The sequence below is a fragment of the Mesorhizobium sp. P2_B5 genome, from assembly GCF_056404775.1.
On the sequence record NZ_JBFUDJ010000008.1, the window covers coordinates 174,887 to 201,333 of the forward strand.

23 protein-coding genes are annotated in these 26,447 nt (G+C 63.3%); 10 read left to right on the top strand and 13 right to left on the bottom strand.

The window, feature by feature from the left end; all coding sequences use genetic code 11:
* Positions 1–126 precede the first annotated feature (126 nt).
* Entirely contained in the window at positions 127–1,503 is a 1,377-nt protein-coding gene (locus tag AC1D1N_RS23825; protein ID WP_477351429.1) for a carbohydrate porin, read from the bottom strand.
* A 1,158-nt stretch (positions 1,504–2,661) separates the two neighbouring features.
* Between AC1D1N_RS23825 and AC1D1N_RS23830 the strand changes: the two genes are divergently transcribed.
* Positions 2,662–2,916, top strand: coding sequence for a DUF768 domain-containing protein (locus AC1D1N_RS23830; protein WP_192248174.1), 255 nt, complete (start codon positions 2,662–2,664; stop codon positions 2,914–2,916).
* Between the two features lie 34 nt (positions 2,917–2,950).
* Here AC1D1N_RS23830 and AC1D1N_RS23835 read toward each other — a convergent pair whose 3' ends face one another.
* Positions 2,951–4,069 (bottom strand): DmpA family aminopeptidase, encoded by a 1,119-nt coding sequence (locus AC1D1N_RS23835; protein ID WP_436258364.1) that lies wholly within the window; start codon positions 4,067–4,069, stop codon positions 2,951–2,953.
* Positions 4,070–4,202: 133 nt separating this feature from the next.
* Positions 4,203–5,810: an exodeoxyribonuclease VII large subunit gene (gene xseA, locus AC1D1N_RS23840; RefSeq protein WP_477351431.1), complete on the bottom strand. Its 1,608-nt coding sequence runs from the start codon at positions 5,808–5,810 to the stop codon at positions 4,203–4,205.
* Positions 5,811–5,931: 121 nt separating this feature from the next.
* Between xseA and AC1D1N_RS23845 the strand changes: the two genes are divergently transcribed.
* On the top strand, positions 5,932–8,145 hold the full coding sequence (locus AC1D1N_RS23845; protein WP_477351433.1) for a bifunctional diguanylate cyclase/phosphodiesterase: 2,214 nt from the start codon (positions 5,932–5,934) through the stop codon (positions 8,143–8,145).
* Positions 8,146–8,151: 6 nt separating this feature from the next.
* Here the strand turns inward: AC1D1N_RS23845 and AC1D1N_RS23850 are convergent, their stop codons facing one another.
* Positions 8,152–9,111: a LysR substrate-binding domain-containing protein gene (locus AC1D1N_RS23850; protein WP_477351435.1), complete on the bottom strand. Its 960-nt coding sequence runs from the start codon at positions 9,109–9,111 to the stop codon at positions 8,152–8,154.
* Between the two features lie 179 nt (positions 9,112–9,290).
* Between AC1D1N_RS23850 and AC1D1N_RS23855 the strand changes: the two genes are divergently transcribed.
* Positions 9,291–9,581 carry a DUF1127 domain-containing protein gene (locus AC1D1N_RS23855; RefSeq protein WP_436258367.1) on the top strand — a complete coding sequence of 97 codons (291 nt, stop codon included), beginning with the start codon at positions 9,291–9,293 and terminating at the stop codon, positions 9,579–9,581.
* Between the two features lie 158 nt (positions 9,582–9,739).
* Here AC1D1N_RS23855 and AC1D1N_RS23860 read toward each other — a convergent pair whose 3' ends face one another.
* The 4 genes from AC1D1N_RS23860 to AC1D1N_RS23875 all read right to left on the bottom strand — a co-directional run bounded on the left by AC1D1N_RS23860 (position 9,740) and on the right by AC1D1N_RS23875 (position 13,803).
* Entirely contained in the window at positions 9,740–10,783 is a 1,044-nt protein-coding gene (locus AC1D1N_RS23860) for a DUF937 domain-containing protein (RefSeq protein ID WP_436258368.1), read from the bottom strand.
* A 90-nt stretch (positions 10,784–10,873) separates the two neighbouring features.
* On the bottom strand, positions 10,874–12,247 hold the full coding sequence (locus tag AC1D1N_RS23865) for a glutamate--cysteine ligase (RefSeq protein WP_477351437.1): 1,374 nt from the start codon (positions 12,245–12,247) through the stop codon (positions 10,874–10,876).
* A gap of 142 nt (positions 12,248–12,389) precedes the next feature.
* Positions 12,390–13,124 carry a 16S rRNA (uracil(1498)-N(3))-methyltransferase gene (locus AC1D1N_RS23870; protein WP_477351439.1) on the bottom strand — a complete coding sequence of 245 codons (735 nt, stop codon included), beginning with the start codon at positions 13,122–13,124 and terminating at the stop codon, positions 12,390–12,392.
* Positions 13,125–13,155: 31 nt separating this feature from the next.
* On the bottom strand, positions 13,156–13,803 hold the full coding sequence (locus AC1D1N_RS23875) for a hypothetical protein (protein ID WP_436258369.1): 648 nt from the start codon (positions 13,801–13,803) through the stop codon (positions 13,156–13,158).
* 87 nt (positions 13,804–13,890) lie between these two features.
* Between AC1D1N_RS23875 and AC1D1N_RS23880 the strand changes: the two genes are divergently transcribed.
* Both AC1D1N_RS23880 and AC1D1N_RS23885 read left to right on the top strand, forming a co-directional pair.
* Positions 13,891–14,589 carry a type 1 glutamine amidotransferase gene (locus AC1D1N_RS23880; protein WP_477351441.1) on the top strand — a complete coding sequence of 233 codons (699 nt, stop codon included), beginning with the start codon at positions 13,891–13,893 and terminating at the stop codon, positions 14,587–14,589.
* 285 nt (positions 14,590–14,874) lie between these two features.
* Positions 14,875–15,015, top strand: coding sequence for a hypothetical protein (locus AC1D1N_RS23885; RefSeq protein WP_006206855.1), 141 nt, complete (start codon positions 14,875–14,877; stop codon positions 15,013–15,015).
* On the opposite strand, the gene AC1D1N_RS23890 is transcribed toward AC1D1N_RS23885, so the two are convergent.
* Genes AC1D1N_RS23890 through AC1D1N_RS23900 form a run of 3 tightly spaced genes read right to left on the bottom strand, consistent with a single transcriptional unit; the run spans position 15,012 to position 17,778 of the window.
* Positions 15,012–15,779, bottom strand: coding sequence for a metallophosphoesterase (locus tag AC1D1N_RS23890; RefSeq protein ID WP_112561981.1), 768 nt, complete (start codon positions 15,777–15,779; stop codon positions 15,012–15,014). The genes AC1D1N_RS23885 and AC1D1N_RS23890 overlap by 4 nt on opposite strands.
* Positions 15,780–15,835: 56 nt before the next feature.
* Positions 15,836–16,972, bottom strand: coding sequence for an alpha-hydroxy acid oxidase (locus AC1D1N_RS23895; RefSeq protein WP_477351443.1), 1,137 nt, complete (start codon positions 16,970–16,972; stop codon positions 15,836–15,838).
* Positions 16,973–16,980: 8 nt separating this feature from the next.
* Positions 16,981–17,778 carry a FadR/GntR family transcriptional regulator gene (locus AC1D1N_RS23900; RefSeq protein ID WP_477351445.1) on the bottom strand — a complete coding sequence of 266 codons (798 nt, stop codon included), beginning with the start codon at positions 17,776–17,778 and terminating at the stop codon, positions 16,981–16,983.
* Positions 17,779–18,042: 264 nt separating this feature from the next.
* On the opposite strand from AC1D1N_RS23900, the gene AC1D1N_RS23905 reads away from it, so the two are divergent.
* The 5 genes from AC1D1N_RS23905 to glcF all read left to right on the top strand — a co-directional run bounded on the left by AC1D1N_RS23905 (position 18,043) and on the right by glcF (position 24,282).
* Complete coding sequence (locus tag AC1D1N_RS23905) at positions 18,043–19,365, top strand: DUF3422 family protein (protein ID WP_477351446.1); 1,323 nt, start codon at positions 18,043–18,045, stop codon at positions 19,363–19,365.
* A gap of 288 nt (positions 19,366–19,653) precedes the next feature.
* Entirely contained in the window at positions 19,654–21,150 is a 1,497-nt protein-coding gene (locus AC1D1N_RS23910) for an FAD-linked oxidase C-terminal domain-containing protein (RefSeq protein WP_112561985.1), read from the top strand.
* A gap of 50 nt (positions 21,151–21,200) precedes the next feature.
* The gene (locus AC1D1N_RS23915; RefSeq protein WP_477351449.1) at positions 21,201–21,665 is read left to right on the top strand and encodes an endonuclease domain-containing protein; all 465 of its coding nucleotides are present in this window, start codon (positions 21,201–21,203) and stop codon (positions 21,663–21,665) included.
* A gap of 76 nt (positions 21,666–21,741) precedes the next feature.
* Positions 21,742–22,953, top strand: a complete 1,212-nt coding sequence (locus tag AC1D1N_RS23920; protein ID WP_477351451.1) for an FAD-binding protein — start codon at positions 21,742–21,744, stop codon at positions 22,951–22,953.
* Between the two features lie 3 nt (positions 22,954–22,956).
* A complete protein-coding gene (gene glcF, locus AC1D1N_RS23925) occupies positions 22,957–24,282 on the top strand; it encodes a glycolate oxidase subunit GlcF (protein WP_477351453.1) in 1,326 nt (441 codons plus the stop codon).
* A gap of 164 nt (positions 24,283–24,446) precedes the next feature.
* On the opposite strand, the gene AC1D1N_RS23930 is transcribed toward glcF, so the two are convergent.
* Complete coding sequence (locus tag AC1D1N_RS23930; RefSeq protein WP_477351455.1) at positions 24,447–25,367, bottom strand: bifunctional 5,10-methylenetetrahydrofolate dehydrogenase/5,10-methenyltetrahydrofolate cyclohydrolase; 921 nt, start codon at positions 25,365–25,367, stop codon at positions 24,447–24,449.
* 266 nt (positions 25,368–25,633) lie between these two features.
* Positions 25,634–26,377 (bottom strand): L,D-transpeptidase, encoded by a 744-nt coding sequence (locus AC1D1N_RS23935; protein ID WP_112561989.1) that lies wholly within the window; start codon positions 26,375–26,377, stop codon positions 25,634–25,636.
* Positions 26,378–26,447 lie beyond the last annotated feature (70 nt).

Here is a 26,447-nt window from a genome sequence, read left to right on the forward strand (position 1 = left end):
CCGATCCAAATACAGGATCGCAGATCGAGATCCCGCGCGGGCTGGGTGTACCCGCGGAACGCGACGGGAGCCCGGTTTAAGCTACACGCAGCGCCTCGCATGATGGTTTAGGCCCGCTCCCTGATGCTAAAAGCTGATCGAGCTGCGCACGCCTACCAGGAACGCATCGTTGACAGCTTGCTTTCCCGTTTTATCAGGAACATTTCCGCCGGGATGAACAACATACTGAATGTCGGGTTGAATTGACCACCAAGGCGAGACCGCGACGAAGTAATTCAGTTCAAAAACCGTCTCGGCATCCCTAATCGGATAGCCGGCTGAACCAGCGGATGTATCCCTATCCAGGCCGGCCGCCCTGGCGCTAATGCGAGAATGACTTACAGCCATGGTCAGTGTGTCGTCCTTCCGATTTTCGAAGAGACCCTCGATAGCGATACCGGCATCCACCCCCCATGATACACGGTTGCGGTCGGAAGGTGCCACCTGCCCCCGCAGGAACGCACTGACACTCATCTGACTAGAAGTGAAAAACGTATTGTCCACCAGGCCATATAACGCCCAATCGCCTCGGTGCGTAAGAGGTTCAACCACGCTGGGATTTGCCAACGATACAACGTTGCCGACACCGTCGCGGCCGAACCGCTGGTCTGCAAATGTGCCCGTATGGTACCAACCGCCGATCTTAAGGGCGATGGCGGGACCACCGGCCCCGTCTTCCTGGTTGATCTCGTAGCCTAGTTCCCCCATCAGCAGCACACCGCCGCTAGTGCTGAATGTGGTTCCATGCCGGTTACAAACCTGCGGGTCGTCCTGGCAATCGTTCCCAGCTGGATTCCCACTGAATACCCCGGCACGAAGAACGACATCCGGCTGCAAATAGAACACCGCCAGGGCGCCTGGGGTGGCGAGCGGATATGCGGGGCCGCCGCTCGTCATATCTGCCCCGTTTAGAACCGGCCAGCCAAAAGCTCCATTCAGCAAGTTGCCTGCTGACTTCATTACCGAAAAGTCTTCATCGGCTGACAATTGGCCTATCCGAAACAAGTTTTTATTGGGAAACTCCTGCTGAACCCAGGCCGTAAAAAGACGTGTGGTGGGCAACGCATCGATGTTGCTAGGGTCTCCAAGGCTTCCAACGCTGTCAGCCGCGTTCCTTTGGTTCACATCGTGGATCTGATAGACCGTCACATGCGCTGACCCGCCTCGCCAGTGCGTAAGCTTGTCGAAATCGAAGTCCGCCGAAGCTTCCAGACGGCCTTCGTAAGTCGTTTGACGCTCGAGTCCGCCTCGCAAATTCACTATCATTTCGCTTGCGTAGTCCAGTGTAAGCGTGATCCCACGATCGGTGAGCGCTGTTCGTGCACCGGACCAGTCGCCGGTCAAATTGCCCCACTCCCAAATGGAATGCGGCGTCGCATCCGCAGCGAGTGTTGGAAATGTCAGCATCGCAAAAACTGCGATTCCGCAAATGCCGCTCCCACATTGAGACTTGAGTCGAGCCATGCGCGACGGCCTATTAGTTCTCATGCGGGGTGCCATTCCGAAAACGACTAAGTCCCCGAAGCGAGATCATGCATTGCGATCCAGCATTGCAATTGACTTCATCATCCCGTTGCAGCCGAATCAGCCGCTGATGCGTCGACATCCCTTAAGCCCGCACTACTAAATTAGCGACAAAGTCCTGTCGTACGCAAGCGCTGCATACATGTGCTTCTGGCGGTGGCCATAGTTTGAACGCCTGCAGCGCTCGCATTGCGAGTCCTTCTTCGGACTCCTGTTCCCCTTAGCATCTAATCCATTAGAATAAATGCGTTCCAGCACGGCTTCCGCAGCCCTGGCTCGTTGAATAGCGCAACCTACAATGTCGCGACCTCCCAAGCTTGCGGGTTTATCAGCGACCCTGTCCCAGACGGCCCACTTTCCGTTTGGCTCCCGCTCACAGTAGAAGCGAGGTTCCGTGTTCTGCAAAACGACTCCCCATTCCATGAAATCTCCTTCAGGATGCTTGCACACCCTCTCAGCACCCCGACTTACATTCTGCTTGCAACTGACATCCATGGACTTGCGCTAAATCAAACTGCGCGTAGCGAAGCCACTCTCAGACTGGCGGGTGTGACAAGCGAAACTGCTCCGTCACGAGCCTGGTCAGTAGAGAAAGATGTCTGACTTTGTTCTAAGAAAAAGTCTGTAAAATCAACGCCATTGACCCGACTTTCAAGCCTACCGAATCTCAGTTCCGGACGACGGGGACGTTTGACACAGCGCGGCGGAAAGAAGCAGGATAGCTGATAGAGTCGACATCGCATAATGATGTCACTATATACCGGCGGCTTCGACCACGTACCTTTGGTTGCGTGCCACGAAGCAGCAGCAGGTGTGCTACAAGTTGTGATACCTATTGTGATACAAATCGGCTATCGCCACCAGGAAAAAGATAGTAAAAACAGTAGCATACGGTCTAGATTGATCCCAGCCAACGGTACCACTCTATCAAACAATCAGTACGTGCTCCTTGAACCCTTCCCTTCCTTCGGCTTTGTGGACCTCGGGCAAGATCGGCTTGCCGGGCGAAGCCGACTCGGTTCGAATGCGGGCATGCATCCTTTGCCGGGTGCGGACGTTTACGATTACCAACCGGCATAGCCGCCAGGGAAAAGCAGTATGAGTGAACATGCGATCGAGTTTTTGCGCGGGTGGATTGGTGAAAAGGTCCACTGCCAGCACTCGCCGGTGAAGATCGAGAAGCAGGCCGAGACCCTGGCCAAGGAATGCGCCGCCAAGGCGGCCGAGGTCGGCATCCCGCTGGAGGATATCCAGGAAGAAGTCGGCGACATCCAGGAGCTGATCGCCTCGCGGCTCGAAGAGGCGGCCGAGGCCGACCAGAGCAACGCAAATTCGGGCAAGCCCGCCGAATAAATGTCAGGCCCGGCCGCCAGAGCCGGGCCCCCATCTATCCAAACCGATTTTTCAGCCAGGCCTTCGGCAGCGCCGGCACGAAATTGCCGTCGCGCCCGCTCATATCCTCATTGGCGACCATCGCATTGAGGATCGCCTCTTCCACACCCTGCACCACCGCATCGAAGAACGGGTCGATATCGACATCCGGGATGTAAGCGGCGCTGGCCGTCTGTCCTGATGGAGCAAGTGCTGCTTGCGGGTTGGCGGTGGTGAAGGCGAGGAAAATGTCGCCCGAACTGTGGTAGCCGAAGCCGCCGGTCATGGCGATGCCGAGCGGCACACGCCTTGCCAACCGCTTCATCTGATGCGGCAGGAAGGGCGCATCGGTGGCGACGATGGCGATGATCGAACCCTTCTCGGCGCGCGGCGTGCCTTCGCGCATCGCCGGTTCCACCAGATCAGGTCCGACGCGCGCGCCGCGCAGCGTGAAATTGTGCCGCTTGCCGAAATTCGCCTGCACGAACACACCGACCGTATGCCTGATGCCCTGCCATTCGACGATGCGCGACGCCGTGCCCGAGCCGGCCTTGAAGCCGAAGGCGATCATGCCGGTGCCGCCGCCGACGCTGCCTTCCTCGATGGTTCCGCCGGTGGCACCGTCGAGCGCGGCTTCGACATGTTCGAAGCCGACATGATGGCCGTTGATGTCGTTGAGGAAGCCGTCATAGGTTTCCGCCGCCACCGGCAGCCCCCAACCACTGTCGAGTGCCGCCGGCAGCACGCGTTGCATCCAGCGCAGCGTGCCGTCGCGGGTGACGCCGCAGGAATGCGTGTTGGTGATGGTGACCGGCAGGTTGAAGGCGCCGACCTCCTCGATGATATGCGAGCCCGTAAGCTCGCCATTGCCGTTCTGGCTGAACACGCCGGCAAACACCGGCGTGGCGAGCTCCGCTAACGGTCGCGGCAGGATGGCGGTGACGCCGGTGCGCACCGGTCCTGTGCCGACATCGAGCGGACCATCGCCTGAGATCAGCGTCGCATAGCCGACGCTCACACCGGGCACGTCGGTAATGGCATTAAAGCGGCCTGGCGTGCCTTCAAAGGCAATGCCGAACGCACGGGCGCGCGGCTTGCCGGTCGGCGTTTGAAGATGCGGGTCGTGTCCGGCCATGCCGTCCTCCAGAGCAATTCCAGGAAAAGTGCGAGCGGTTTTCCCGGAGAAAGTGCGCAGCACTTTCCCTTGGAAAGTGCGTCAAGACAAAGAGATAGAGCGCTTCACCGTTTCCGTGAAACGGTGAAGCGCTCTAGAAAAGCGAGCCCTGATTGCCTGGTTCTGTTGGCTTGCTGGCGGGCTTCGGGGAGGTAGGCTTGGCGGAGAGTGGAGCCGCAGCGGGCTTGGCAACTGCCTCCGGCTGCCCCGTGCCGCCGGTCGCAACCGCATTCGTGGTGCCGTCGGCGAACTCGATTTGCAGCGATGCGCCCGGCTCGACATCCGCCGCTAGCTTGATCACTGCGCCTTCAGCGTCCTTGACCAGCGCGAAGCCACGCGCCAGCACCGCCTTGTGCGACAGCGTCGCCAGCAGCCGGTCAGCCTGGGTCAATTGTCCGCGCAGCCGGTCGAGCCGTCGCGAAACCGCATGATCCTGGCGGCGCGTCAGTGCTGCCAGCGCGTCCGCCTGCAATTTCTGCCGCCTGGCGATCGGCGCCGGCGACAGCCGCTTTGCTGTGCGCGAAAACCGGGTGCGCCGTTCGCGCACGATGCCGAAAAATGCTGCTTGCGCCCGCGCCAGGTCGCGTCCGGTCAGCGTGCGTGCCTCGTTGATGCGTCGCGACAGGGTGGCCGGCGTCAGCCGCTGTCCCTGAAGCTTGGTCCGCTTGCGCTCGATGCTGACCGACAGCGCCCGGCCGAGCCGGCTGGTCGCCTCGTCCAGGCGCCGGCGCGGCAGCGCCAGCAACTGGTCGGGCGAGGGGAGCGCGCGGGCGGCCGCGCGCGAGGCCTGCCGTTTGCGTTCGAAATTGCGCAAGACCGCCGCCTTGAGCCGTGCGCCAAAACTGGCGAGCGTCGCTTCGAGATCCGCCTTCACCGGCACCGCGATCTCCGCTGCGCCCGTCGGCGTTGGCGCCCGCATATCGGCGACGAGATCGATCAGCGTCCAGTCGGTCTCGTGGCCGACGGCCGAAATCACCGGAATGCGCGAGGCGGCAACCGCACGCGCCAGACCTTCGTCGTTGAACCCCCAGAGGTCTTCTAGGCTGCCGCCGCCGCGCGCCACGATTAGAAGGTCGGGCTGGGCAATGGCGCCATCCCAGGCCAGCGCGTTGAAGCCGTTGACGGCGGCCGTCACTTCCGCGCCTGCCGTCTCGCCCTGGACTCTCACCGGCCAGACCAGCACATGCAGTGGAAAGCGGTCCTTGATGCGGTGAATGATGTCGCGGATGACCGATCCGGTAGGGGAGGTGACGACGCCGATGGTGCACGGCATGAACGGCAGTCGCCGCTTGCGACCGGCGTCGAACAACCCTTCAGCCTGCAGCCGTCGCTTGCGCTCTTCCAAAAGCGCCATCAGCGCACCGGCGCCGGCCGGCTCGAGATTATCGATGACGATCTGGTAGTTGGATTTGCCGGGATAGGTGGTGAGCTTGCCGGTGGCGATCACCTCCATCCCCTCTTCGGGGCGGAATTTCAGCCGGCTCATCGTGCCTTTCCAGACCACCGCATCGAGCCGCGCGCGGTCGTCCTTCAACGTGAAATAGGCATGGCCGGAAGAGTGCGGCCCGCGATAGCCGGAGATTTCGCCGCGCACCCGCACATGGCCGAAGACATCTTCGACCGTGCGCTTAAGCGCGCCGGAAATCTCGCTCACCGTATATTCGGTGGCGTTTGTGCGTGATTCGGATTCTGCGTCGCTCATGGTTCGATTGGGGAGCGGTTATCGGCCTGCGTCAAGGCGGCGCTCAATCGTCGCCAATACAATAACGCGATCTTAAGCCCGATTTGCTTTGAGTGTAGGTCACTCAAATGGCCAAGGACGCATGAGCGCACGCCCGAACAGCAGCCCGTTGACGCACCAGGTCACGCTGACCGTGCTGATGCTCGCCGCCTTTGCTTTGGCGATGGTCGTCGGCTTTGGCATATACGCGACCGCGCAAGCCGATCATGTCTCGCTCGAACGGCAGAAGATCTTCCTCACCAATGGACTGAAGGATCAGATCGCGGCGGTCGCGCGCGAGCAGGAAAGCGTTACCGTCTGGGACGATTCCGTGATCAACACCAAGGCCGGCAATCAGACCTGGATAGAGGAAAATCTCAGCGTCTGGATGTACTCCTACTACGGTCACATCCGGGTCTACATACTCGACGCCGGAAACCATCCGGTCCACGCCATGCGGGAGGGCAAGGTGCTCGACCCGTCCGTCTATGGCGAGGACGAGCCCGCGATGCAGCCCACCATCGAAAAACTGCGCGGCATGATCAGCCAGCCACCGAAGGCTGATGCTTCCGGGGCGCCGGCGAAGATGATCGCCGAGGATCTGGTGTCGCTCGGTGGCAAGCCTGCAATCCTCAGCATCATGCCCCTGGTGCCCAGTTCGGATCGCGTCAGCCAGGCGCCGGGAAGCGAGTATCTGCATGTGTCGGTCGAGTTCCTCAACGATGCGGTTATCGCCAAGATTGCTGAAAAATACCTGCTGGATGGCGCTCATCTGCTGACGCTGTCGCAGCCGACCGGCTCTGCCGCCATTCCGCTGCTCGATTCGCGCGGCGTCATCCTCGGCTATATCGGCTGGGACCAGGAGCGCCCAGGCCTGACGCTGGTGCGCAAGGCCGGCCCGGCTCTGGCTCTGGCCACGCTGCTCGCGGCGAGCGTGCTCGCCTTCCTGCTCCGGCGTCTGCGCCGTGCATCATGGGCGCTGCAAACCAGCCAGGACCAGGCGCAATATCTCGCCTTCCACGACATGCTTACCGGCCTGCCCAATCGGGCACTGTTCGAGGACAGGCTGCGGCGTGCCTTGCTCAGTTCCGGCACCGATGCCGGCAAGGTGGCGCTGCTTTACCTCGACCTCGATCGTTTCAAGCATGTCAACGACACGCTTGGCCATCCGGCCGGCGACGAGCTCGTTCGCCAGACCGCCGCCAGGCTCCAGCATACGGTTCGCGACGTCGACACGGTGGCGAGGCTGGGTGGTGACGAATTTGCGGTGATCCTGCTCGATGTCCGCGACATCAGGAGCGCAGAAGACATTTCGGACCGGGTGCTGCAAAAATTGCAGGAGCCGTTCAAACTGATAGACGACCAGGTCTTTGTCGGCGCCAGCATCGGCATTGCCTTGTCGACGGGGCCAGATGCCGATGCCGACGACCTGCTGCGCAAGGCCGACATCGCACTTTACGAAGCCAAGAGGAACGGCCGCGGCCGTTACCAGGTCTTCGCCGGCGACATGGACGACCTTTTGCTGCGCAAGCGCAAGGTCGAGAGCGAGCTGCGCAATGCGCTGAACGGCGGCACCGGCATCAAGCTCGCCTACCAGCCGGTCTTTGCCAGCAACGGCAAGACCATTGTCGGCGCGGAGGCGCTGATCCGCTGGGCACACGACGTCCATGGCGCATTGCCGGCGGCGCAGTTTATCGCCATCGCCGAAGAACGCGGCATGATCGGCCAGCTCGGCAAATGGGTGTTGCTGGAAGCCTGCCGCTTCGCCGTCCGCACCGAATTGCCCTGGCTCGCCGTCAACGTGTCGCCGCTGCAATTGCGTGACGCCGGCTTTGCCGAAGAGGTTGCCTCGATCCTCGCCGAGACCGGGCTGGCTCCGGAGCGCCTGCAGCTCGAGATCACCGAAAACGTGCTTTTGGAAAACAGCGACGCGACCAGAACGACGCTCGCCAACCTGCGCCGGTCGGGCGTCGGCATCGTGCTCGACGATTTCGGCACCGGCTATTCGTCTCTGAGCTATCTGCGCCGCCATGCCATCGACAAGCTCAAGATCGATCGCTCCTTTGTGCGGCTCCTCGACGGCGACGGCAATTCGGGCGCCATCGTCAAGGCGCTGATCGATCTCGCCGGCGCCCTCAAGGTCGAGGTCACCGCCGAGGGCGTCGAGACCGAAGCGCAGAAGACGCTGCTGGTCGCCATGGGTTGCCAGCAACTGCAGGGCTATCTCCTGTCGTCGCCACTGGAGCCGGCGCAATTGCTGGCGTTGCCCGGCCTGTCGTCGGCCAACGCAACGACAGAGGAGGCCGCGTCGGCCTGATCCGCCTCACCAGCCCGGCAGGATCTGGTTCGGTTTGCTCCGCTTCATCTTGGCGAAGGCGAGTGCCGCGAAATCGAAGCTTCCCGTCTCTTCGCCGAGCGGCACGGAAATGTTGTCGAGGCTTTCCGAAATATGGCGCGCCAGCGCATCGACGATTTCGGGCCGCGAGGTCTGGCCGCGCATGATGCCGATGCGGCAGTCGGGCAGGACGCCGAAACCGTCGGCTTCGCCCAGCAGCACCCGCATGCCGGGCCGCAGCGCGCATTCAGGCAGCACCGAGATTGCGAGCCCCGACAGCACTGCGGCGGTGATGACGGTTGCCGAGAAGCTGGTGAACAGGATGCGATAGTCGCGGTTCTGCCGGTCGAGCACATCGACGGCGGCGCGCCGCCAGATGCAATTCGGCCGGCCGAAGGCCATTGGCAACACTTCCTGTTCATGCGTGGCATGGTTGGCCGAGGTTACCCACAAAAGTGGTTCGCGCCGCACCACTTCCGACTGGCCGCGCGTGTCGTTGTGCGTCACCAGCGCCAGATCGAGATTGCCGCGCTTGATGTGCTCGACCAGCCCCGGCGTCGGCTCGCAGATGACGGTCAGCTCGACGCGCGGGTTGGAGCGCGTGAAGCGCGCCATGATCTCGGGCAGGAAACGGTCGGCATAATCGTCGGGCGTGCCGATGCGGATGGTGCCTTCGAGCCGCCGGTCGTCGAAGGCGGCCAGCGTCTCGCGGTTGAGATAGAGCAGGCGGCGCGCATAGGAGAGCAGCTTGTCACCTTCCTCGGTCAGCCTGTTGGTGCGGCCGTCCTTTTCGAACAGCGGCTTGCCGATCCGCTCTTCAAGCCGGCGCATCTGCATCGACACCGCCGACTGGGTGCGCAGCACTTCCTCGGCGGCGCGGGTGAAGCTGCCGGTATCGGCAATCGAGATGAAGGTCTGCAACTGGTCGAGATCGAGTGGCGCTTTCATCGGGTCCAATCCATCACTAGCGTTGATGCTAAAGATTAGAAACATTCGTTGGATTAATCAATCGTGTCGTGGCAAATTCCCTGACATCCACATGAAGGCATGTGAATCGAGACCGGAACGGCGCTTCTCCCAAGCACTGTTTGCCCGGCTTCGTCCGCTCGACTCCGAAGGAGACTGACATGACCACGATCGATTTCGCCACCGAGACCTCGCGCATCACCTCGCGTCCGGCCGTTGCGACGCGCGTGGCCAACGTTCTTCTCAACGCCTACCAGGCCTGGAAAAATCGCCGCGCCTTCTATCGCCTTGGCGAGATGTCGGACGCCGAACTCGCCGATATCGGCCTGACGCGCGCCGACCTCCATGTCGCCATCGATGTGCCGTTCGGCGCCGATCCGACCGTGAAGCTGCGTGCGATCGCCAGTGATCGTGCCGATACGATCGAAAATCTTGCCCGCCAGGTAGCGTGATATCAGGCGCGCTGTTTCGGCTTCCGTGAACCTTTTCAGGCTCGCGGCAACCAAGGACTATCGCAGGCTCCCCACTCCCTGCCGGATCCCCGCCGGCCAGCCTGCACACTGGCCCGGTCCTCCCAGGACCGGGCTTTTCTTTTTTGCTCAGCCTCTGACTACCGCCGGTCCATGTCCCGCTTGAACTGGTCGAAGATCGTTTCCACGCCCTTCTGATACTCGTCGCGCTGCTGGGCGCCGGTCTCGAACATCTTGCCGAAAATATCGTCGAACGGGTTCCGTGGCCTGCCGCTTGGATTGGCCTGCGGTTGCGGCGCTTGGCGCTGCTTCGCCTGGGGCTGCTGTGGCGCCGGCTGCCCGCTTGGCTGGCCACTGGGCAGACCCAAGCCGCCGCCACCGCCTTGCCGCAGCATCTCTTCAAAAATCTTGCCCAGCGGGTTGTCGCCGTAAGGGCTCTGCGTTTGTTGCGGCTGCTGCGCCCGGCCTTGCGGCTGTTGTGCCGCGCCGCCACCGAACATATCCTGCAGCACCTTGCCGAGCGGATTGTCGCCATAGGGGTTGGGCGCTTGTTGCGGTTGGCTTTGTGGCTGTCGGGCGCCGCCGCCGAACATGTCCTGCAGCACTTTGCCCAACGGGTTCTCGCCGTAAGGATTGGGTGCCGGCTGCGGCGCCTGCTGTGCGCCGCCACCGGCCTGGCGCATCATCTGCTCGATGATTTCGCCGAGCGGATTGCTGCCACCGCCGAAGCCGCCGGCAGCCTGCATCTGGCCCCCCATCAACTGGTCTGTCGTCTGCTTGAACAGTCCGCCCATCACCATCGAGGCGATGGCCGGCAGCATCTGCTGCAGGATGTGCTGGCTGATGCCCGTCGCCTGCGCCGCCTGGCTCGCCACGGCACGCGACAGCTCTTTGGAGCCGAACAGGTGACCCAGAATGCCATTGCCCTCATTGACGCCTTGCGGCGAGAAAGCCCTGGTCGCGTCCTCGAAATATTTGGCGTGCTGGCCGCTTGCCATCGCCGTCATGAAAGCGCCGAGCCCGTAAGGGTCGGCGGTGTTGCGTTGCAGCCCTTGCGAGAAAGCCGGCAGCAATGCGGCGACCGCAGCCTGTGTCTGCTGCATCGAAAGCCCGTACTGCTGGGCAAGCGCCTGCATGCCGTTGCCGTTCTGGGCCTGCGCCAATATGTCGAACAAGGTGGGCATCGGTTTCTCCTCCGGGAAATCCTCGAAGAAGAGCCTAGTTGGTTTCAATGCTCGATTGAAGCGGCTTTTGCCGCAGCTCGAGCCGCGCCGTTAATAGGCATATTCCATGAACACCGGCTCGATCGAACCGCCCCAACGCGTGTGGTAGGCCGACAGCATTTCCTCGGCGCTGGTGGTGCCGCGCGCCACGACTTCGTCCAGCGTATTGAGGAACGAGGTCTCGTCATAGCCGTCGCGGTTTTTCTTACCGCGGTTCTTCAGGCCCATGCGCGAAATGACCATCACGTCGCGGGCGATGTCGCGCAGCGTCGTGTTGCGGAAGGGCGCCGAAATGCCTTGTTCCGGCACCGCATTGCGCATCGCCAGCGTTTCTTCATAGGTCCAGCTCGAGGTCAGCGCCTCGGCGGCGTCGAGAGCGGCCTCATCGTAAAGCAGTCCGACCCAGAAGGCCGGCAGCGCGCAGATGCGCCGCCACGGCCCGCCATCGGCGCCGCGCATTTCAAGGAAGCGCTTCAGCCGCACATCGGGAAACAAGGTCGACAGATGGTTCGCCCAGTCGCCCATCGTCGGCAGTCCGTCGGGCACTTCATTGCGCGCAGCACCCGCCATGAACTGGCGGAAGGTGACGTGCGTCATGTCGTGATAGTGGCCGTCGCGAATGACGAAATACATCGGCACGTCGAGCGCCCATTCGACATAATCGGCAAAGCCGAACTCGGGCGAGAAGCAGAATTCGAGCAGGCCAGAACGCTGGTTGTCGGTGTCGCGCCAGATATCGCCGCGCCAGCTCTGCAGCCCGTTCGGCCGGCTGTCGGTGAAGGGCGAGTTGGCAAACAGCGCCGTCGACAGCGGCTGCAGCTTCAACGACACCTGCATCTTGCGGCGCATGTCGGCTTCGCTCTCGAAGTCGAGGTTCACCTGGATGGTGCAGGTGCGGTACATCATGTCGAGACCCTTGCTGCCGACTTTGGGCATGTAGCGGGTCATGATCTCGTAGCGTGATTTCGGCATTTTCGGCGTCTCGGCCAGCGACCATTTTGGGCTGCCGCCGAGGCCGAGGAAACGGATGCCCATCGGCTCGGCAATCTCGCGCACCTGCGCCAGATGCGCATTGCCCTCGCGGCAGGTCTGGTGGATCGTCTCCAGCGGCGCGCCGGACAGTTCGAACTGGCCACCCGGCTCCAGCGAGATGGCGCCCTGTCCGGTCGGCTCGACCAGGCCGATGATGCGGCCGTCATCGATGATAGGATCCCAGCCGAGCTTGTGCTGCATGCCTTCGAGGATGGCGCGGATGCCGCGCTCGCCGCCATAGGGAACCGGCGCGTTGCCGTCGACATAGAACGGGAACTTCTCGTGCTCGGTGCCGATGCGCCACTTGTCACGAGGCTTGTTGCCTTCGGCCAGATGCTCGACCAGCTCGTCGAAGTCTTCGATCGGCCGGAAATCGGTTGTATCGCGCGCCATGGGCCCCCCTCTGCGGTTCTCGGAAGACCGCCGGCGCTAGATGGACGAAATGTCAGCAGCCGATCAAGCAAAAAATCCTGAGCCACAGGTCAACAGGAATTGAATGTGACTGCCTCGCCCGTCCCTTGCAATAGGCGAAGTCTCACCAGTCTCCGAGCGTTGCTTGCATCACGGCAAGCGCCGCAACCGCCGCCGTGTCGGCCCGCAGGATGCGTGGGCCGAGCGGGATGGCGGTGACGAAGGGAAGGGCCCGCAACATCTTGCGTTCGTCATCGGAAAAGCCGCCTTCCGGTCCGACCAGCAGCCCAAGCTTCTTTTCCCTGATCGCCTGCAATGCCGGCAGCGGATTGTTGGTCGAGGCGTCCTCGTCGCAGAAGATCAGCCGCCGTTCCTTGTCCCAGCCGGAGAGCAGGCGCTCGAATTTTTCCGCATCGCGCACCTCAGGCACCGCCAGAATGCCGCATTGCTCGGCCGCCTCGACGACATTGGCGCGCAGCCGATCGATGGAGGGTTTTGCCACTTGCGTGTGCTGGGTGATCACCGGCTGCAGGATGCCGGCGCCCATTTCCACCGCCTTTTGCACGAGATAGTCGAGCCGCCCCTGCTTCAGCGGCGCGAAGCAGTAGATCAGATCGGGCAGCGGCGGTTGTGGCCGCTGCTGGCTGAGCACATTCAGCCGCACCGCTTTCTTCGACTTGGCGGCGATCGCCGCCGACCATTCGCCATCGCGGCCGTTGAAGACAAGGATTTCGGCGCCTTCGCCAAGTCGCAGCACATGCATCAAATAATGGCTCTGCTGCTGGCCGGCATCGAATTCGATGCCTACCGCGAGATCGTCCGGCACGAACAGCCGCTGCATCTTGTAATTGGCGCGCATCGCCGAGGAATGGTCGAGGCGGTTCCCGGCGTCAAGCCTTGGCGGAAGGATGCCACACAGGTTCAAAGCCCTGCCGCAACACCGAAACGGTTGTCGCCGGTGTCAGCAGGTGAACCTGTCGACCGGCAAAGCTCGCAAACCCTACCGCACTACCGTAACCCGCGAACGACCAACGCAGTGTCTTGCCGCCGCGCAACGCATAGGCGGTGCCGGCATCCGCGATCATCGCTCCGTCCGGCAATCCGGCCAAATCTTCCGCCTTGATCGCCGGTGGCTTGCCGCCCGAAGCCAGCCGCTCCTTGTGCAGACGCTTGTCGACCATTGGCGCCCGCGGCTCGGTCACACCGAAAGCCTTGCCGAAACGGCCGACAAAATCCGTGGCTCGCTCACGCCGGCAATAGAAACAGGGCCGGTGCCCGGCGGCCAGCGCCGTCACCTCGTCGAGAAAGAACAGCTCGGTCCAGCCGGCCTTGCCACCCGGCCGATTACGGCCCATCGGCTCGCGCCGCACATTGCCAAACTTGCAGACGCAGATGATCCACGCCTGAAGCGCCCAGCGCTTTTTCAGCAGCGTCTTGGTCTGCGGGTCGTGGATGATGCCGCGATTGCCGGTGAACAGGCCGCGTTCCGGCACGGCATGAATGGCGCCGAACGGATCGACCCGGTTTTGCAGTGGCATAGCTCTCTCCTGGAACGCGCATCTTGGCTGCAATGCTGGCGACATGATATCGCTCGTCGCGTCATTTCATGTCAGCAGGATTTCCGTATGCGAGTGCTGGTGGTCCAGAACTACGACAACACCGGTCTCGGCCAGGTCGGCGCGGCACTTGCCGAAGCCGGCGCCGATCTCGACCTGCGCCGACCCTACAAGGGCGATCCGCTGCCTGACGACGCGACCGGGCACGATGCCATGGTGATGCTGGGCGGCGGTCAGAACGCGCTGGCCGACGATGACTACCCCTATTTCCCGGCGCTGCTCGAACTGACCCGCGATTTCGCCGCCAAGGATCGCTCTGTGCTCGGTATCTGCTTGGGCAGCCAGCTGGTCGCCCGCACTTTCGGTGGCGAGAACAAGATCGGCGGCGCCTCGGAATTCGGCTGGCACAAGGTGTCGCTGACACCGGACGCCAAGACCGATCCGGTGCTTGGCGCACTGCCCCAGGATTTCCCCATCTTCGAATGGCACGACGACACCTTCGCACTGCCCGAAAATGCGGTGCGGCTAGCCGGCAACGATATTGCCGAGAACCAGGCATTCCGCATCGGCCGCGCCGTCTACGGCTTCCAGTTCCATTTCGAAGCCGACCGGCCGATGGTGAAGGACTGGAGCACATCCTTCGCACCGCTCATCGCCGAGCGCCATCCCGACTGGCATGACCGGCTCGATGGCGAAATGGCTAGCAACGGCGCGGACGCCGATGCCGCCGGCCTCGCCATTGCCCGCGCCTGGGTGGCGACGATCTGAACCCCGGTAGCCGCGCGGAAGCCAGCCGTTGCATAATTGGCACGCGGCGGTGAATCCGCCGGGGAAAACCTCTTTCATCCTTGGTTTGTGGCCGAACGCTAGCCTACAAGGCGCGCGCTCTGCATCGGCAATGCAACCGCGATGAACCTTCTGTGTGCTCCGCGCGACACACCGCCGATACAGAATCGACCTACAAGCGCGAAATCGTCGAAACTTTGAGACGAATTCTCCGTTTCAACGCATTGGTAACCGCCTCGTGCCCAGATGCAGGAAGCTCAACTAGAGATGACGTCCGTGAAAGCAGCGCTTCTGTCCTTTGTCATGCTGTCTGCCATCGTGCTGTGCGGTCTCGGCATTTATTCCGCCGATGCAGCCAACAACCATCAAGCCGTTGACGGCTACGGCGTCACCGCCGCGCTCCGTTAAAACGCTTTTCCCTGCACAGTCAGGATACGCTTGTCCGCGCCGTCTACGGCGAGCGCGGTGAGCATGCCGGACTGCCAGGCGAGCGTGTCGACATTGACGCGGTTGGGCATCACCTCGGCCTCCGGCACCGGCGTGTGGCCGTGCACGACCACTTTCGGGTAAAGCCCTGGATGGTTGTGGAAGATGTCGCGAATCCAGACCAGATCCTGCGGGTTCTGGCTCTCCAGTGGCACATCCGGCCTGATGCCGGCATGGCAGAAGAAGAAATCACCGAAGCTTACTGAAAACGTCAGCGACCGCAGGAAGTCGACATGGGCTTGCGGCACGGCCTTGACCAGCTCGGCGTGCCCCCGCTGCACCGCCTCTGCCTTGCCGAACCAGCGTGCGTCTCCAATCAGGTCAACGCCATAGGATTGTGCCGTCTGCACACCGCCATAGCGCATGAACAGCCCTTCCGGGTCGGGCACATCGAGAAAATCGAGGAAGCCGATATCGTGGTTGCCGGCCAGCATCAGGTTGCGCGGATCGCGCTTTTGCGCCTCGATCAGGAAATCGATGACGCCCTTGGAGTCTGGCCCGCGGTCGACATAGTCGCCGAGGTGAATGATCCGCCAGTCGGCGGTCGGCTTGTATTCGAGCTCGCTCTCGATCTGGTGGTGCATGGCTTCGAGCAGGTCGAGCCGGCCATGCACGTCGCCGATCGCATAAAGGCGCATGCCATCCGGCGCGCGCGCATCGAGGTAATAGATGCCGGTCTCGGTCAAGGCTGGCGTCGTCTCCGTGGTCCCAGTGAAGCTAGGGCCAATCGGTGAACAAGACCCTAGCGCCGCAACTGATCCTTGCCCACGTCGGTCACCAGGCGCTTGCCTAACAGCGCCAGCGTGATGTCCATCTCCTTGCGGATGATTTCCAGTGCCGTTGTCACGCCTTGCTTGCCCATGGCGCCGAGGCCGTAGAGGAAGGGACGGCCGATATAGGTGCCTTTGGCGCCGAGGCACAGCGCCTTCAGCACGTCCTGGCCCGAACGGATGCCGCCATCCATATGCACCTCGATCCTGTCGCCGACGGCATCGGCGATTTCTTCCAGCGCCATGATCGACGACGACGCCCCGTCGAGTTGGCGCCCGCCATGGTTGGAGACGACGATAGCGTCGGCGCCGGTCTTGACCGCCATCAGCGCGTCCTCCTTGTCGAGAATGCCTTTCAGGATCAGCTTGCCGCCCCAGCGCTCCTTGATCCAGGCGACATCTTTCCACGACAGCTGCGGGTCGAACTGCTCATTCGTCCATGACCCCAGCGAGGAGACGTCGCCGACGCCCTTGGCATGGCCGACAATGTTGCGGAAGGTGCGGCGCGGGGTAGCCGCAATGCCCATCAGCCAGCGCGGCCGCATGGCGATGTTTACAATGTTGGCCAGCGTCATCTTGGGCGGCGCCGACAGTCCGTTGCGGATATCCTTGTGGCGTTGTCCCAGGATCTGCAGGTCGAGCGTCAGTACCAGTGCGGAGCATTTCGCCGCCTTCGCCCGGTCGATCAAATTGAGCACGAAATCCTTGTCGCGCAGCACGTAGAGCTGGAACCAGAACGGCTTCTTCGTCACCGAGGCGACATCCTCGATCGAGCAGATGCTCATCGTCGACAGCGTGAACGGCACGCCGAATCCTTCCGCCGCCTGCGCCGCCAGCATCTCGCCATCGGCATGCTGCATGCCGGTCAGGCCGGTCGGGGCGAGTGCCACCGGCATTGCCACCTTCTCGCCGATCATGGTCGATTCCAGCGAGCGATTGCTCATGTCGACCAGCACGCGCTGGCGGAACTTGATCTTGCCGAAATCCTCCTCGTTGGCGCGGTAGGTGCTTTCGGTCCAGGCGCCGGAATCGGCATAGTCGAAGAACATCTTCGGCACCCGCCGGCGCGCCAGATCCTTGAGGTCGGCAATGGTGAGGATGTCGCTCATGGTGGTCCCTAACCTGTTGTTTTCGTGCCGTTGCCGGCGTCGGAGCGCTGTTTGAGCCTGAGCCGCGACACGCGCTGCCAGTCGCCGCTGCGCTCGGCCTCGAGCATCGAGCGCTCGACATAGGAGATGTGGTCCATCGCCGCCTGCCGGGCGGCAGCGGGATCGCCGGCCTTGATTGCCTTGTAGATCGCGCGGTGCTGGGCCAGCAGCGCCTCACGCGCGCCGGGCACGCTGAACACCAGCAGCCGGTTTTGGAACACGCCTTCCGACAACAGCCGGTAGCAGGAGCGCAGCGTGTGCAACAGGATGATGTTGTGCGCGCACTCGCAGACCGCGTGATGGAACTCGACGTCGATCTCCGCCTCGTCGTCGAAATCGCCGGTGCGGTGCGCCTCGTCCATGCGCGCCATGATGCGGTCGAGCAGCGCGATGTCGTCTGCTGTGGCACGCCGCGCCGCATATTCGGCGGCGACGCCTTCGATCTCGCGGCGATATTCCAGATAGTCCGTCACCGCCTTGCGGTGCATGGAGATCAGGTCGGTCACCGGCTTGGTGAACAGCTGCCCGATGACATCGGCGACATGGGTGCCGCCGCCGGCTTTGGTGCTCAAAAGCCCGCGCCCCTCCAGCGCCTTCAGCGCGTCGCGCAGGATCGGCCGCGACACGTCGAACTGGCGCGCCAGTTCGCGTTCGCCTGGCAGCCGGTCGCCGGTGCGCAGCACACCTTCCAGGATCAGGCTTTCGATCTGCTGCACCACCTCGTCGGCGGTGCGCGAATGCTCGATCCTGGAGAAAATATCGCTCAAAGGGGCGCCTGGGAAATCTTGCCTGGAGCATGATGCCGAAAAGTGTGAAGCGGTTTTCGGGACGACATCATGCTCTGCTTCTTGTCGTGCAGATTAAAGCCGGTGTCGCCAACTGGTCAAATTATTTATCCAATTCGCCCCACACAGTCGCTTTCCGTGCGGTGCCGGCGAAATCGCTTCGGCTAAACTTTGCTGTTTACGCGCCTCATCGATTGTCTCAAGAGGACGCGACAACACGAAGGGTCGAGAACAGGGGGACCAGCCGTGTCGGACGAGACGTCCAATCTCGAATTCCAGCCGCGCGCCCAAGGCAGCGTGATGGGCTTTCCCGCGCATGAGGGACGGCCCGGCGCGCTTGGCGAGGTTCATGCCCGGCCGCATCCGCTGATCGAGAAGCCGCGTGTGCTGGTGCAGCTTGCTTTCATGACCGAAGGCGGCTCCGGCGTTGACATGGCCGTGCTCTCGGAATTGTCGCGGCGCCTCGGCATCGCCGCGCCCGACCGTCACGCCCGCCACCACGCCATGAAGTGGGGCAAGGGCACGCTGCGCTGGGAGCGGCACACCGAATTCTCGACCTATCTGTGGGAAGGGCCGCTTGCCGAAAACGGCAGGGCGCAGGAGGATTCTCCCTTCGGCAATGGATTTTCGCCGCCTGGAACGGTCATTTCCGGCATCCGCCTCGACATCCGCAAATGGACGCAGGCGAGCGAGAAGCTGATCGCCAGCTTCGACCCGACGAGCCTGTGCTATTCGCTGGTCGAGCGCGGCAACGCGGCCATCGTCACTGATTTTCGCCAGGACGGCGACGGCATGACCCGCATCCTGGTTCTGGACCGCGGCCTGACGCCGGCCCGCACCGGCGCGCTGTCGCAGCGCCTGATCGACGTCGAAACTTATCGCACGCTTGCCATGCTCGGCTTGCCGCTGGCGCTGACGCTGTCCGGCCGCGCCCGCCGCATCGAGGACAGGCTGGCGCAGACGACGCTGGAGATGAAGGTCGCCGAGACGCGCGACAGCCAGACGCTGCTCGCCGATTTGACCGAGCTTGCCGCCGAACTGGAAGCCGATGCCGCCTCCAGCCTGTATCGCTTCGGCGCCAGCCGCGCCTATGACGGCATCGTTGTCGAGCGGCTGGAAGCGCTGGAGGAAGAGGCAGTGCCCGGCTACGACACATGGGGCGGCTTCCTGCAGCGCCGCGTAGCACCCGCCATGCGCACCTGCCGCTCGGTCGAGGAGCGCCAGGCCAATCTGTCGCGAAAACTCACCCGCGCCACGACGCTGCTGCGCACCTGGGTCGATGTCGAGGTCGAAAAGCAGAACCGCGATTTGCTGGCCTCGATGAACAACCGCGCCCGGCTGCAACTGCGCCTGCAGCAGACGGTGGAAGGTCTCTCGGTTGCCGCGGTGTCCTACTATGTCGTCGGCCTGATCTCCTATCTCGCCAAGGGCGCCTCGATCTTCGGCCATGCCTTTGCGCCGGAGTTGGTCACTGCCGCGTCGGTGCCGGTTGCCATCCTGCTGGTCTGGTGGGGTGTGCGGCGTGTGCGGCGCATGCATTCCGAGCCGGCGAAACATCCGGGAGAATAATTCCCCCCCTTGAGGGGGAGATGTCGCCGAAGGCGACAGAGGGGGTCGTCTCGCGTGAAGCACCAGCCTCGTTCTCGAGACGGAAGACGACGTCGGCGCTTCACGTGCACGGACCCCCTCTGACCGCTTCGCGGCCATCTCCCCTTCAAGGGGGGAGAGCGCCAGCGGCAGATTGCCGCTGCGGAAGCTCGCCGCTGGACCTTGCCGCGCGCTCGACCAAAGCAGGATTTGCAACAAGCGCCGACGGCTGGTAAAAGATTTTTACCAGTCACGCGGAGGACGTTGCCGATGTCCGGCCTTGTCATGCCCAAGCCAGACGACGCCACGATGCGCCGGCGCACAGAGATCGTTGCCGACATGCGCATCATCGTGCCTGGCGAGGGCGTCGTCGACGCCACCAACGAAATGCGTGCCTTCGAAAGCGACGGCCTCACCGCCTACCGGCAATTGCCGCTGGTCGTGGTGCTACCGGAAACGGTGGCGCAGGTGTCGCGGGTGCTGAAATACTGCAACGACCGCAACATTCGCGTCGTGCCGCGAGGCTCCGGCACCTCACTGTCCGGCGGCGCGCTGCCGCTCGAAGATGCGGTGCTGCTGGTCATGAGCCGCTTCAACCGCATCCTTGCGATCGACTATCCCGACCGCGTTGTCGTCGCTCAGCCCGGCGTCACCAATCTCGGCATCACCACCGCCGTCGAGCAGGAGGGGTTTTACTACGCCCCTGATCCATCCTCCCAGATCGCCTGCTCGATCGGCGGCAATGTTGCGGAGAATTCCGGCGGCGTGCACTGCCTGAAATACGGCCTCACCGCCAACAATGTGCTCGGCATCGAGATGGTGCTGATGAACGGCGAGGTGGTGCGCCTCGGCGGCAATCATCTGGACTCGGAAGGCTACGACCTGCTGGGCGTCATGACCGGCTCCGAAGGCTTGCTCGGCGTCGTCACCGAAGTCACCGTGCGCATCCTGAAAAAGCCGGAGACGGCACGCGCGCTGCTGATCGGTTTTCCCACGAGCGAGCAGGGCGGCCAGTGCGTCGCTGACATTATCGGCGCCGGCATCATTCCCGGCGGCATGGAGATGATGGACCGCCCGGCAATCCATGCGGCGGAGGATTTCGTCCATGCCGGCTATCCCCTTGATGTCGAGGCGCTGCTGATCGTCGAACTCGACGGGCCGGGCGTCGAGGTCGATCACCTGATCGGTCTCGTCGAGGCGATCGCCTACAAGAACGGCTCCACCACCTGCCGCATCTCGCAGTCCGAACAGGAGCGGCTGAGTTTCTGGGCCGGCCGCAAGGCGGCTTTCCCCGCTGTCGGCCGTATCTCGCCCGACTATTACTGCATGGATGGCACCATCCCGCGCAAGGAGCTGCCGAAGGTGCTCGCCGGCATGCGTGAACTGTCGGAGAAATACGGGCTCGGCGTCGCCAATGTCTTCCATGCCGGCGACGGCAATCTGCACCCGCTGATCCTCTATGATGCCAATGTGCCGGGCGAACTCGACAAGGCGGAAAGCTTTGGCGCCGACATATTGCGGCTTTGCGTCAAGGTCGGCGGCGTCTTGACCGGCGAGCACGGCGTCGGCGTCGAGAAGCGTGACCTGATGCCGGAGATGTTCAACCAGATCGACCTCGACCAGCAAATGCGCGTCAAATGCGCCTTCGATCCCAATCATCTGCTCAACCCGGGAAAAGTGTTTCCACAACTGCGCAGATGCGCGGAATTGGGGCGCATGCATGTGCATCGCGGGCAGGTGGCATTTCCGGATATTCCGAGGTTTTGATGGGGACGTCTCAAAACTTGGGTTCCTCGCCCCCGCAAAGCGGGGGAGAGGTGGCTCGGGCGAAGCCCGAGACGGAGAGGGGGACGCCCGATGCGCCGAGCCGCCGGTCGCCTGAAAAGATCGCCCGTGCGAGCGAGCTTCGCCACGGCGACAATCAAGCCGAGGCGACCCTCTGGAACGAACTGAAAGCCAAGAGACTGGGCGGACATAAGTTCGTGCGCCAGATGCCGATCGGTCCGTATTTCGCGGATTTTGCTTGTCGAAACCAAAAGCTGATCGTGGAGTTGGACGGCAGTCAGCACGCTGAAAGCAGTTATGACAGGCGACGCGATGAGTTCATGCGAGGCCAAGGTTTCTCCGTGCTGCGATTCTGGAATTACGATGGGCTGAAGAACACGAGGAGTGTTTGCGAAACCATCCTCGCAGCGCTGGAAGGACGGATTGCTGAAGACGTAGTTGCTGCCGACCTCAGGTTTGTTTTCGCCGCCAGGAAAACGGGAGATAGCGCTCTATGATGGCCCCCTCTCCGTCTCAGGCTTCGCCCGAGCCACCTCTCCCCCGCTTTGCGGGGGCGAGGAACCGGAGTTTACGATGACCACCTTCACTCCCACCTCGTCCACCGAAGCCCTCTCCATCGTGCAATGGGCCGCGGCAGAGGAGACGCCGTTGGAAACCGTCGGCCACGGCTCCAAGCGCGGCATTGGCCGGCCACAGCAGAGCGAGCACACGCTCGACCTCTCGCAACTCACGGGCGTGACCCTCTACGAGCCGGCTGAACTGGTGCTGTCGGCCAAGGCCGGCACGCCGCTTTCCGAGATCGAAACCCTGCTCGCTGAAAACGGCCAGCAGCTCGCCTTCGAGCCGATGGATTATGGCCCGCTGCTCGGCGGCAAGCCCGGCAGGGGCACGATCGGCGGTGTGCTCGCCGCGAACCTGTCCGGCCCGCGCCGGCTGAAGGCGGGTGCCGCGCGTGACCACATCCTCGGTATCAACGCCGTTGCCGGTCGCGGCGAGGCGTTCAAGTCCGGTGGCCGCGTCGTCAAGAACGTCACCGGCTACGATTTGTCGAAACTGATGGCCAACAGCTGGGGCACGCTCGCCGTGTTCACCGACGTCACCTTCAAGGTGCTGCCGGCGGCCGAGGTCGAAGTCACGCTTGCCGTGCGCGGCCTGCTCGATGATGCAGCAGCTGCCGCCATGGCGCTGGCGCTCGGCTCGAGCGCCGAAGCGTCGAGCGCTGCCCATCTGCCCGAGCGCATCGCTGCGCGCGTTGCCGGCGGCAGTCTCGGCGCTGACGCCGCGACGCTGCTGCGTGTCGAAGGCTTTGGCCCTTCGGTCGCCTATCGTATCGAGGCGCTGAAGACCCTGTTGAAAAACGCCGGCCCGTTGCAGGAGATTGCGGGCGAAGCCTCATATGCAGTCTGGCGCGACGTCAGGGATTGCGCGCCATTCGCCGATGGCACTGAAAAGCCGGTATGGCGCGTCTCCATGGCGCCGTCCCAGGCCCACCAGATGGTCCTGACGCTGCGCATGCAGATCGGTGTCAGCGCCTTCTACGACTGGCAGGGCGGGCTGGTCTGGCTGCGCATGGAGGAGGGCGATCCCGAGGCCGGCCTGCTGCGCGGGCTGATCCGAAAACATGGCGGCGGTCACGCGACGCTGGTGCGCGCTGCGCCCGCGCATCGCGCCGCCGTGCCGGTGTTCGAGCCGCAGGCGCCGCATCTGGCGGCCCTGTCGGCCAGGCTCAAGGCCGAGTTCGATCCCAAGGCCATCCTCAATCCCGGCCGCATGACCCAGAGCTAGATTATGCAGACCAATTTCTCCCTTGCCCAGCTAGCTGATCCCCACGTCGCGGAATCGGAAAAGATCCTGCGCAAATGCGTGCATTGCGGCTTCTGCACCGCCACCTGCCCGACCTATGTGACGCTCGGCAACGAACTGGATTCCCCGCGCGGGCGCATTTACCTGATCAAGGACATGCTGGAGAACGGCCGTCCGGCCGACAAGGAGATCGTCACCCATATCGACCGCTGCCTGTCCTGCCTGGCCTGCATGACGACCTGCCCGTCGGGCGTCAATTACATGCATCTGGTCGACCATGCCCGCGCCCATATCGAGGAGACCTACAGGCGGCCGCTGTTGGACCGGCTGACGCGCGCCATCCTGGCCTTCGTGCTGCCCTATCCCGCGCGCTTTCGCACCGCGCTGAAACTGGCGAGACTGGGCAAGCCGTTCATTGGCCTGTTCGAAAAACTGCCGGCCCTGAAGCCGCTCGGTGCGATGCTGAAGCTGGCGCCGGCCTCGATCCCGGCGGCCTCGCCAATGGCTTCTCCCGGCGTCCATGCCGGCAAGGGGGCGAAAAAAGGCCGCGTCGCCATCCTCACCGGTTGCGCCCAGTCGGTACTCGATCCCGCCATCAACGAGACGACGATCGCGCTGCTGACCAGGCTTGGCGTCGAGGTCGTGGTGCCGCAGGGCGAGGCCTGCTGCGGCGCGCTGGTCCATCATATGGGCCGCGAGGAAGCAGCGCTCGCTTCGGCGAAGCAGAATGTCGATGCCTGGACGCGTGCCATCGACCAGGGCGGGCTCGATGCGATTGTCATCACCGCATCGGGCTGCGGCACCACCATCAAGGATTACGGCTTCATGCTGCGCCTCGACCCGGCCTATGCCGACAAGGCTGCACGCGTGTCGTCGCTGGCCAAGGACATCACCGAATATCTCTCGTCCCTCGACCTGCCGGAGCCGGTGCGCAAGCCGGGCACCGTCGTCGCCTATCACTCGGCCTGCTCGATGCAGCACGGCCAGAAGATCACCCGCCAGCCGAAGGAGCTGCTGGCCAAGGCCGGCTTCGTCGTCCGCGAGCCGCGCGAGGGCCATCTGTGCTGCGGCTCCGCCGGTACCTATAACATCCTGCAGCCGGAGATTTCCGCAAAACTGCGCGACCGCAAGGTGAAAAACATCGAGGCGACCGGCGCCGAAATCGTCGCCACCGGCAACATCGGCTGCATCACCCAGATCGCGTCGGCCGCCAAGCTGCCGGTGGTGCATACGATCAAGCTACTCGACTGGGCCTATGGCGGCCCGAAGCCGGACGGCGTCTCCGAGGGAAGGCTGGTCGCTGCGGAGTGAGAAGACGATCGTAGGCGCCAGCCTCCTCATCCGGCCGCTTCGCGGCCACCTTCTCCCCGTCGGGCAGAAGAGGTTGGCGCTGGCGCCGAAAGTCTCCTCTCTCCAAGGGGAGAGGTCAGCCGAGCGAAGCGGAGGCTGGGTGAGTGGCTTGGCGCCGCCGTATCTTACTCCGCCGCCAGCCTGTCCACCACGCCATACGTCGCCTGGTAGCGTGCCCGCTGGCGGCTGAGCGCGACCATTGTGTTGCGCAGCAGGATCGCCACGGTGATCGGGCCGACGCCGCCCGGCACGGGTGTGATCCAGGACGCGACGTGCTTGACGCTCTCGGTGTCGACGTCGCCGACGATGCGGCTTTGCCCGTCCGGCCCGATCTCCGAATTGATGCCGATGTCGATGACCGCCGCACCGGGCTTGACCATATCGGCCTTGATCAGCCTCGGCTTGCCGACGGCGACGAACAGCGCGTCGGCCCGGCGCGCATGGGCGGCCACCGAGCGTGTCATGTGATGGCACACCGTCACCGTCGCGCCTTCGCTCATCAGCAGGAAGGCGATCGGCTTGCCGACGATCTCGGAATGGCCGACGACGACGACTTCGAGCCCCTTGAGGTCGAGGCCGGTTTCCTTAAGCAGCTCGACAGAGGCCGCCGCCGTGCAAGGCGCGAGATCGAGCTGGTTGTAGACGATGTTGCCGATCGAGGCCGGATGCATGCCTTCGACATCCTTCAGCGGGTGCACCGCCGCCTGCAGCGTCTTGATCGGGATGTGTGCAGGCACCGGCCGCTGGATGATGATGCCGGTGACGCGCGGATCGGCGTTGAGGCCATGGATTGCCGCCTCGAGTTCGCCGGCGGTTATATCGGCGGGGAACCGCCGCTCCTCGAAACCGATGCCGGCGAGCCCGGCCTTGGCGCGCTGGTTGCGCACATAGACATCGACCGCATCGGTATCGCCGACGGTGATCGACACCAGCTTGGGCGGAAAACCTTCGGCGGTAGCAATGGCAGCATCCTCGCGCACGGCGGCGATGATGCGCTGGGCGACCGGGCCGCCCCGGAGATAGCGGCTGTCGTCTGGCTGAGACATGGCTGGACCTTCGTAGCGAATTTGGCCGCCCCTATAGCAGGGGAAATGTGGCAAGGGCAGCGTGAAAGCGAACCGTCATCCCCCCGGCGCGACGTTCTGGCACAGCTTGGCCTAGGCGCAGCCGGTCCTACCTCAAAGAAAAAGGGCAGCGCGGTTTCCCGTGCTGCCCTTTCCTGACTGGCCGCATCCCCACACGGCCCGTCCCCCGTAAACCCTTGCCGATCCCTGAAGGTCTAGCCTTCCGGACCAGTTGATTCGCTAGCCGACTATATCACGACAACGGTCGTTCCAACATTGACCCTCTCGTAAAGGTCAACCACGTCCTCGTTGCGCATGCGGATGCAGCCGGACGACACCGCGCCGCCGATCGTCCAGGGCTGGTTGGTGCCGTGAATGCGATATTCCGTCGTGCCGAGATAGAGCGCGCGGGCGCCGAGCGGGTTCTCTTCGCCGCCGGCCAGATAAGTCGGCAGGTAGCGGCCCTTGGCGGCCTCGCGCTTGATCATCTCCGCCGGCGGGCGCCAGTCGGGCCAGACGCGCTTGTTGGTGATCTTGTGCGTGCCGGACCATTCGAAGCCCGGTTTGCCGGTGCCGACGCCATAGCGCCGCGCCTTGCCATTCTTCTCGACCAGGAACAGGAAATTCTGCGTCGTATCGATGACGATCGTGCCCGGCTTCTGCGGGCCGTCATAGGCGACTTCCTGTGGCAGATAGAGCGGGTTGATCTGCGGCTGCATCACCATGCGCTTGGCCGGAGCCTGCACCGAAGCGGTACGCACCCGGTCGGGCTGCGCCGGCTGTGCATAGCGAACGCGCGGCTGCTGGATCACTTGGCGGCTCTGCCGCACGATGCCGGGCGCGCGGCCAAGCTGCAGCACCCAGGGTGCCGAAAGGTCGGGGCTCACCATCACCGGCGGCCTGTCGGCATAGCGGTCGTTGGCGGCGGACGAGGTGACGCCGGCGGCCAGAATGGCCACGGCGCCGAGCACGGAACGCAAAAAGATCTTCATCGGAACGCACCTTGATCGTCGAACGGACGGAGGCGGAACTTGCCCCCGGTTGCGCGATCCTTGGCGTGAA

Bases quoted from the DNA above. Each gene is read 5' to 3' on its own strand.
- AC1D1N_RS23910 (WP_112561985.1), top strand. From the start codon at position 19,654: ATGTCCGGCCTTGTCATGCCCAAGCCAGACGACGCCACGATGCGCCGG.
- AC1D1N_RS23830 (WP_192248174.1), top strand. From the start codon at position 2,662: ATGAGTGAACATGCGATCGAGTTTTTGCGCGGGTGGATTGGTGAAAAG.
- glcF (WP_477351453.1), top strand. From the start codon at position 22,957: ATGCAGACCAATTTCTCCCTTGCCCAGCTAGCTGATCCCCACGTCGCG.
- AC1D1N_RS23850 (WP_477351435.1), bottom strand. From the start codon at position 9,111: ATGAAAGCGCCACTCGATCTCGACCAGTTGCAGACCTTCATCTCGATT.
- AC1D1N_RS23885 (WP_006206855.1), top strand. From the start codon at position 14,875: ATGACGTCCGTGAAAGCAGCGCTTCTGTCCTTTGTCATGCTGTCTGCC.
- AC1D1N_RS23855 (WP_436258367.1), top strand. From the start codon at position 9,291: ATGACCACGATCGATTTCGCCACCGAGACCTCGCGCATCACCTCGCGT.
- AC1D1N_RS23895 (WP_477351443.1), bottom strand. From the start codon at position 16,972: ATGAGCGACATCCTCACCATTGCCGACCTCAAGGATCTGGCGCGCCGG.
- AC1D1N_RS23835 (WP_436258364.1), bottom strand. From the start codon at position 4,069: ATGGCCGGACACGACCCGCATCTTCAAACGCCGACCGGCAAGCCGCGC.
- AC1D1N_RS23880 (WP_477351441.1), top strand. From the start codon at position 13,891: ATGCGAGTGCTGGTGGTCCAGAACTACGACAACACCGGTCTCGGCCAG.
- AC1D1N_RS23935 (WP_112561989.1), bottom strand. From the start codon at position 26,377: ATGAAGATCTTTTTGCGTTCCGTGCTCGGCGCCGTGGCCATTCTGGCC.
- xseA (WP_477351431.1), bottom strand. From the start codon at position 5,810: ATGAGCGACGCAGAATCCGAATCACGCACAAACGCCACCGAATATACG.
- AC1D1N_RS23865 (WP_477351437.1), bottom strand. From the start codon at position 12,247: ATGGCGCGCGATACAACCGATTTCCGGCCGATCGAAGACTTCGACGAG.
- AC1D1N_RS23875 (WP_436258369.1), bottom strand. From the start codon at position 13,803: ATGCCACTGCAAAACCGGGTCGATCCGTTCGGCGCCATTCATGCCGTG.
- AC1D1N_RS23825 (WP_477351429.1), bottom strand. From the start codon at position 1,503: ATGGCTCGACTCAAGTCTCAATGTGGGAGCGGCATTTGCGGAATCGCA.
- AC1D1N_RS23920 (WP_477351451.1), top strand. From the start codon at position 21,742: ATGACCACCTTCACTCCCACCTCGTCCACCGAAGCCCTCTCCATCGTG.
- AC1D1N_RS23870 (WP_477351439.1), bottom strand. From the start codon at position 13,124: ATGCGCGCCAATTACAAGATGCAGCGGCTGTTCGTGCCGGACGATCTC.
- AC1D1N_RS23845 (WP_477351433.1), top strand. From the start codon at position 5,932: ATGAGCGCACGCCCGAACAGCAGCCCGTTGACGCACCAGGTCACGCTG.
- AC1D1N_RS23860 (WP_436258368.1), bottom strand. From the start codon at position 10,783: ATGCCCACCTTGTTCGACATATTGGCGCAGGCCCAGAACGGCAACGGC.
- AC1D1N_RS23930 (WP_477351455.1), bottom strand. From the start codon at position 25,367: ATGTCTCAGCCAGACGACAGCCGCTATCTCCGGGGCGGCCCGGTCGCC.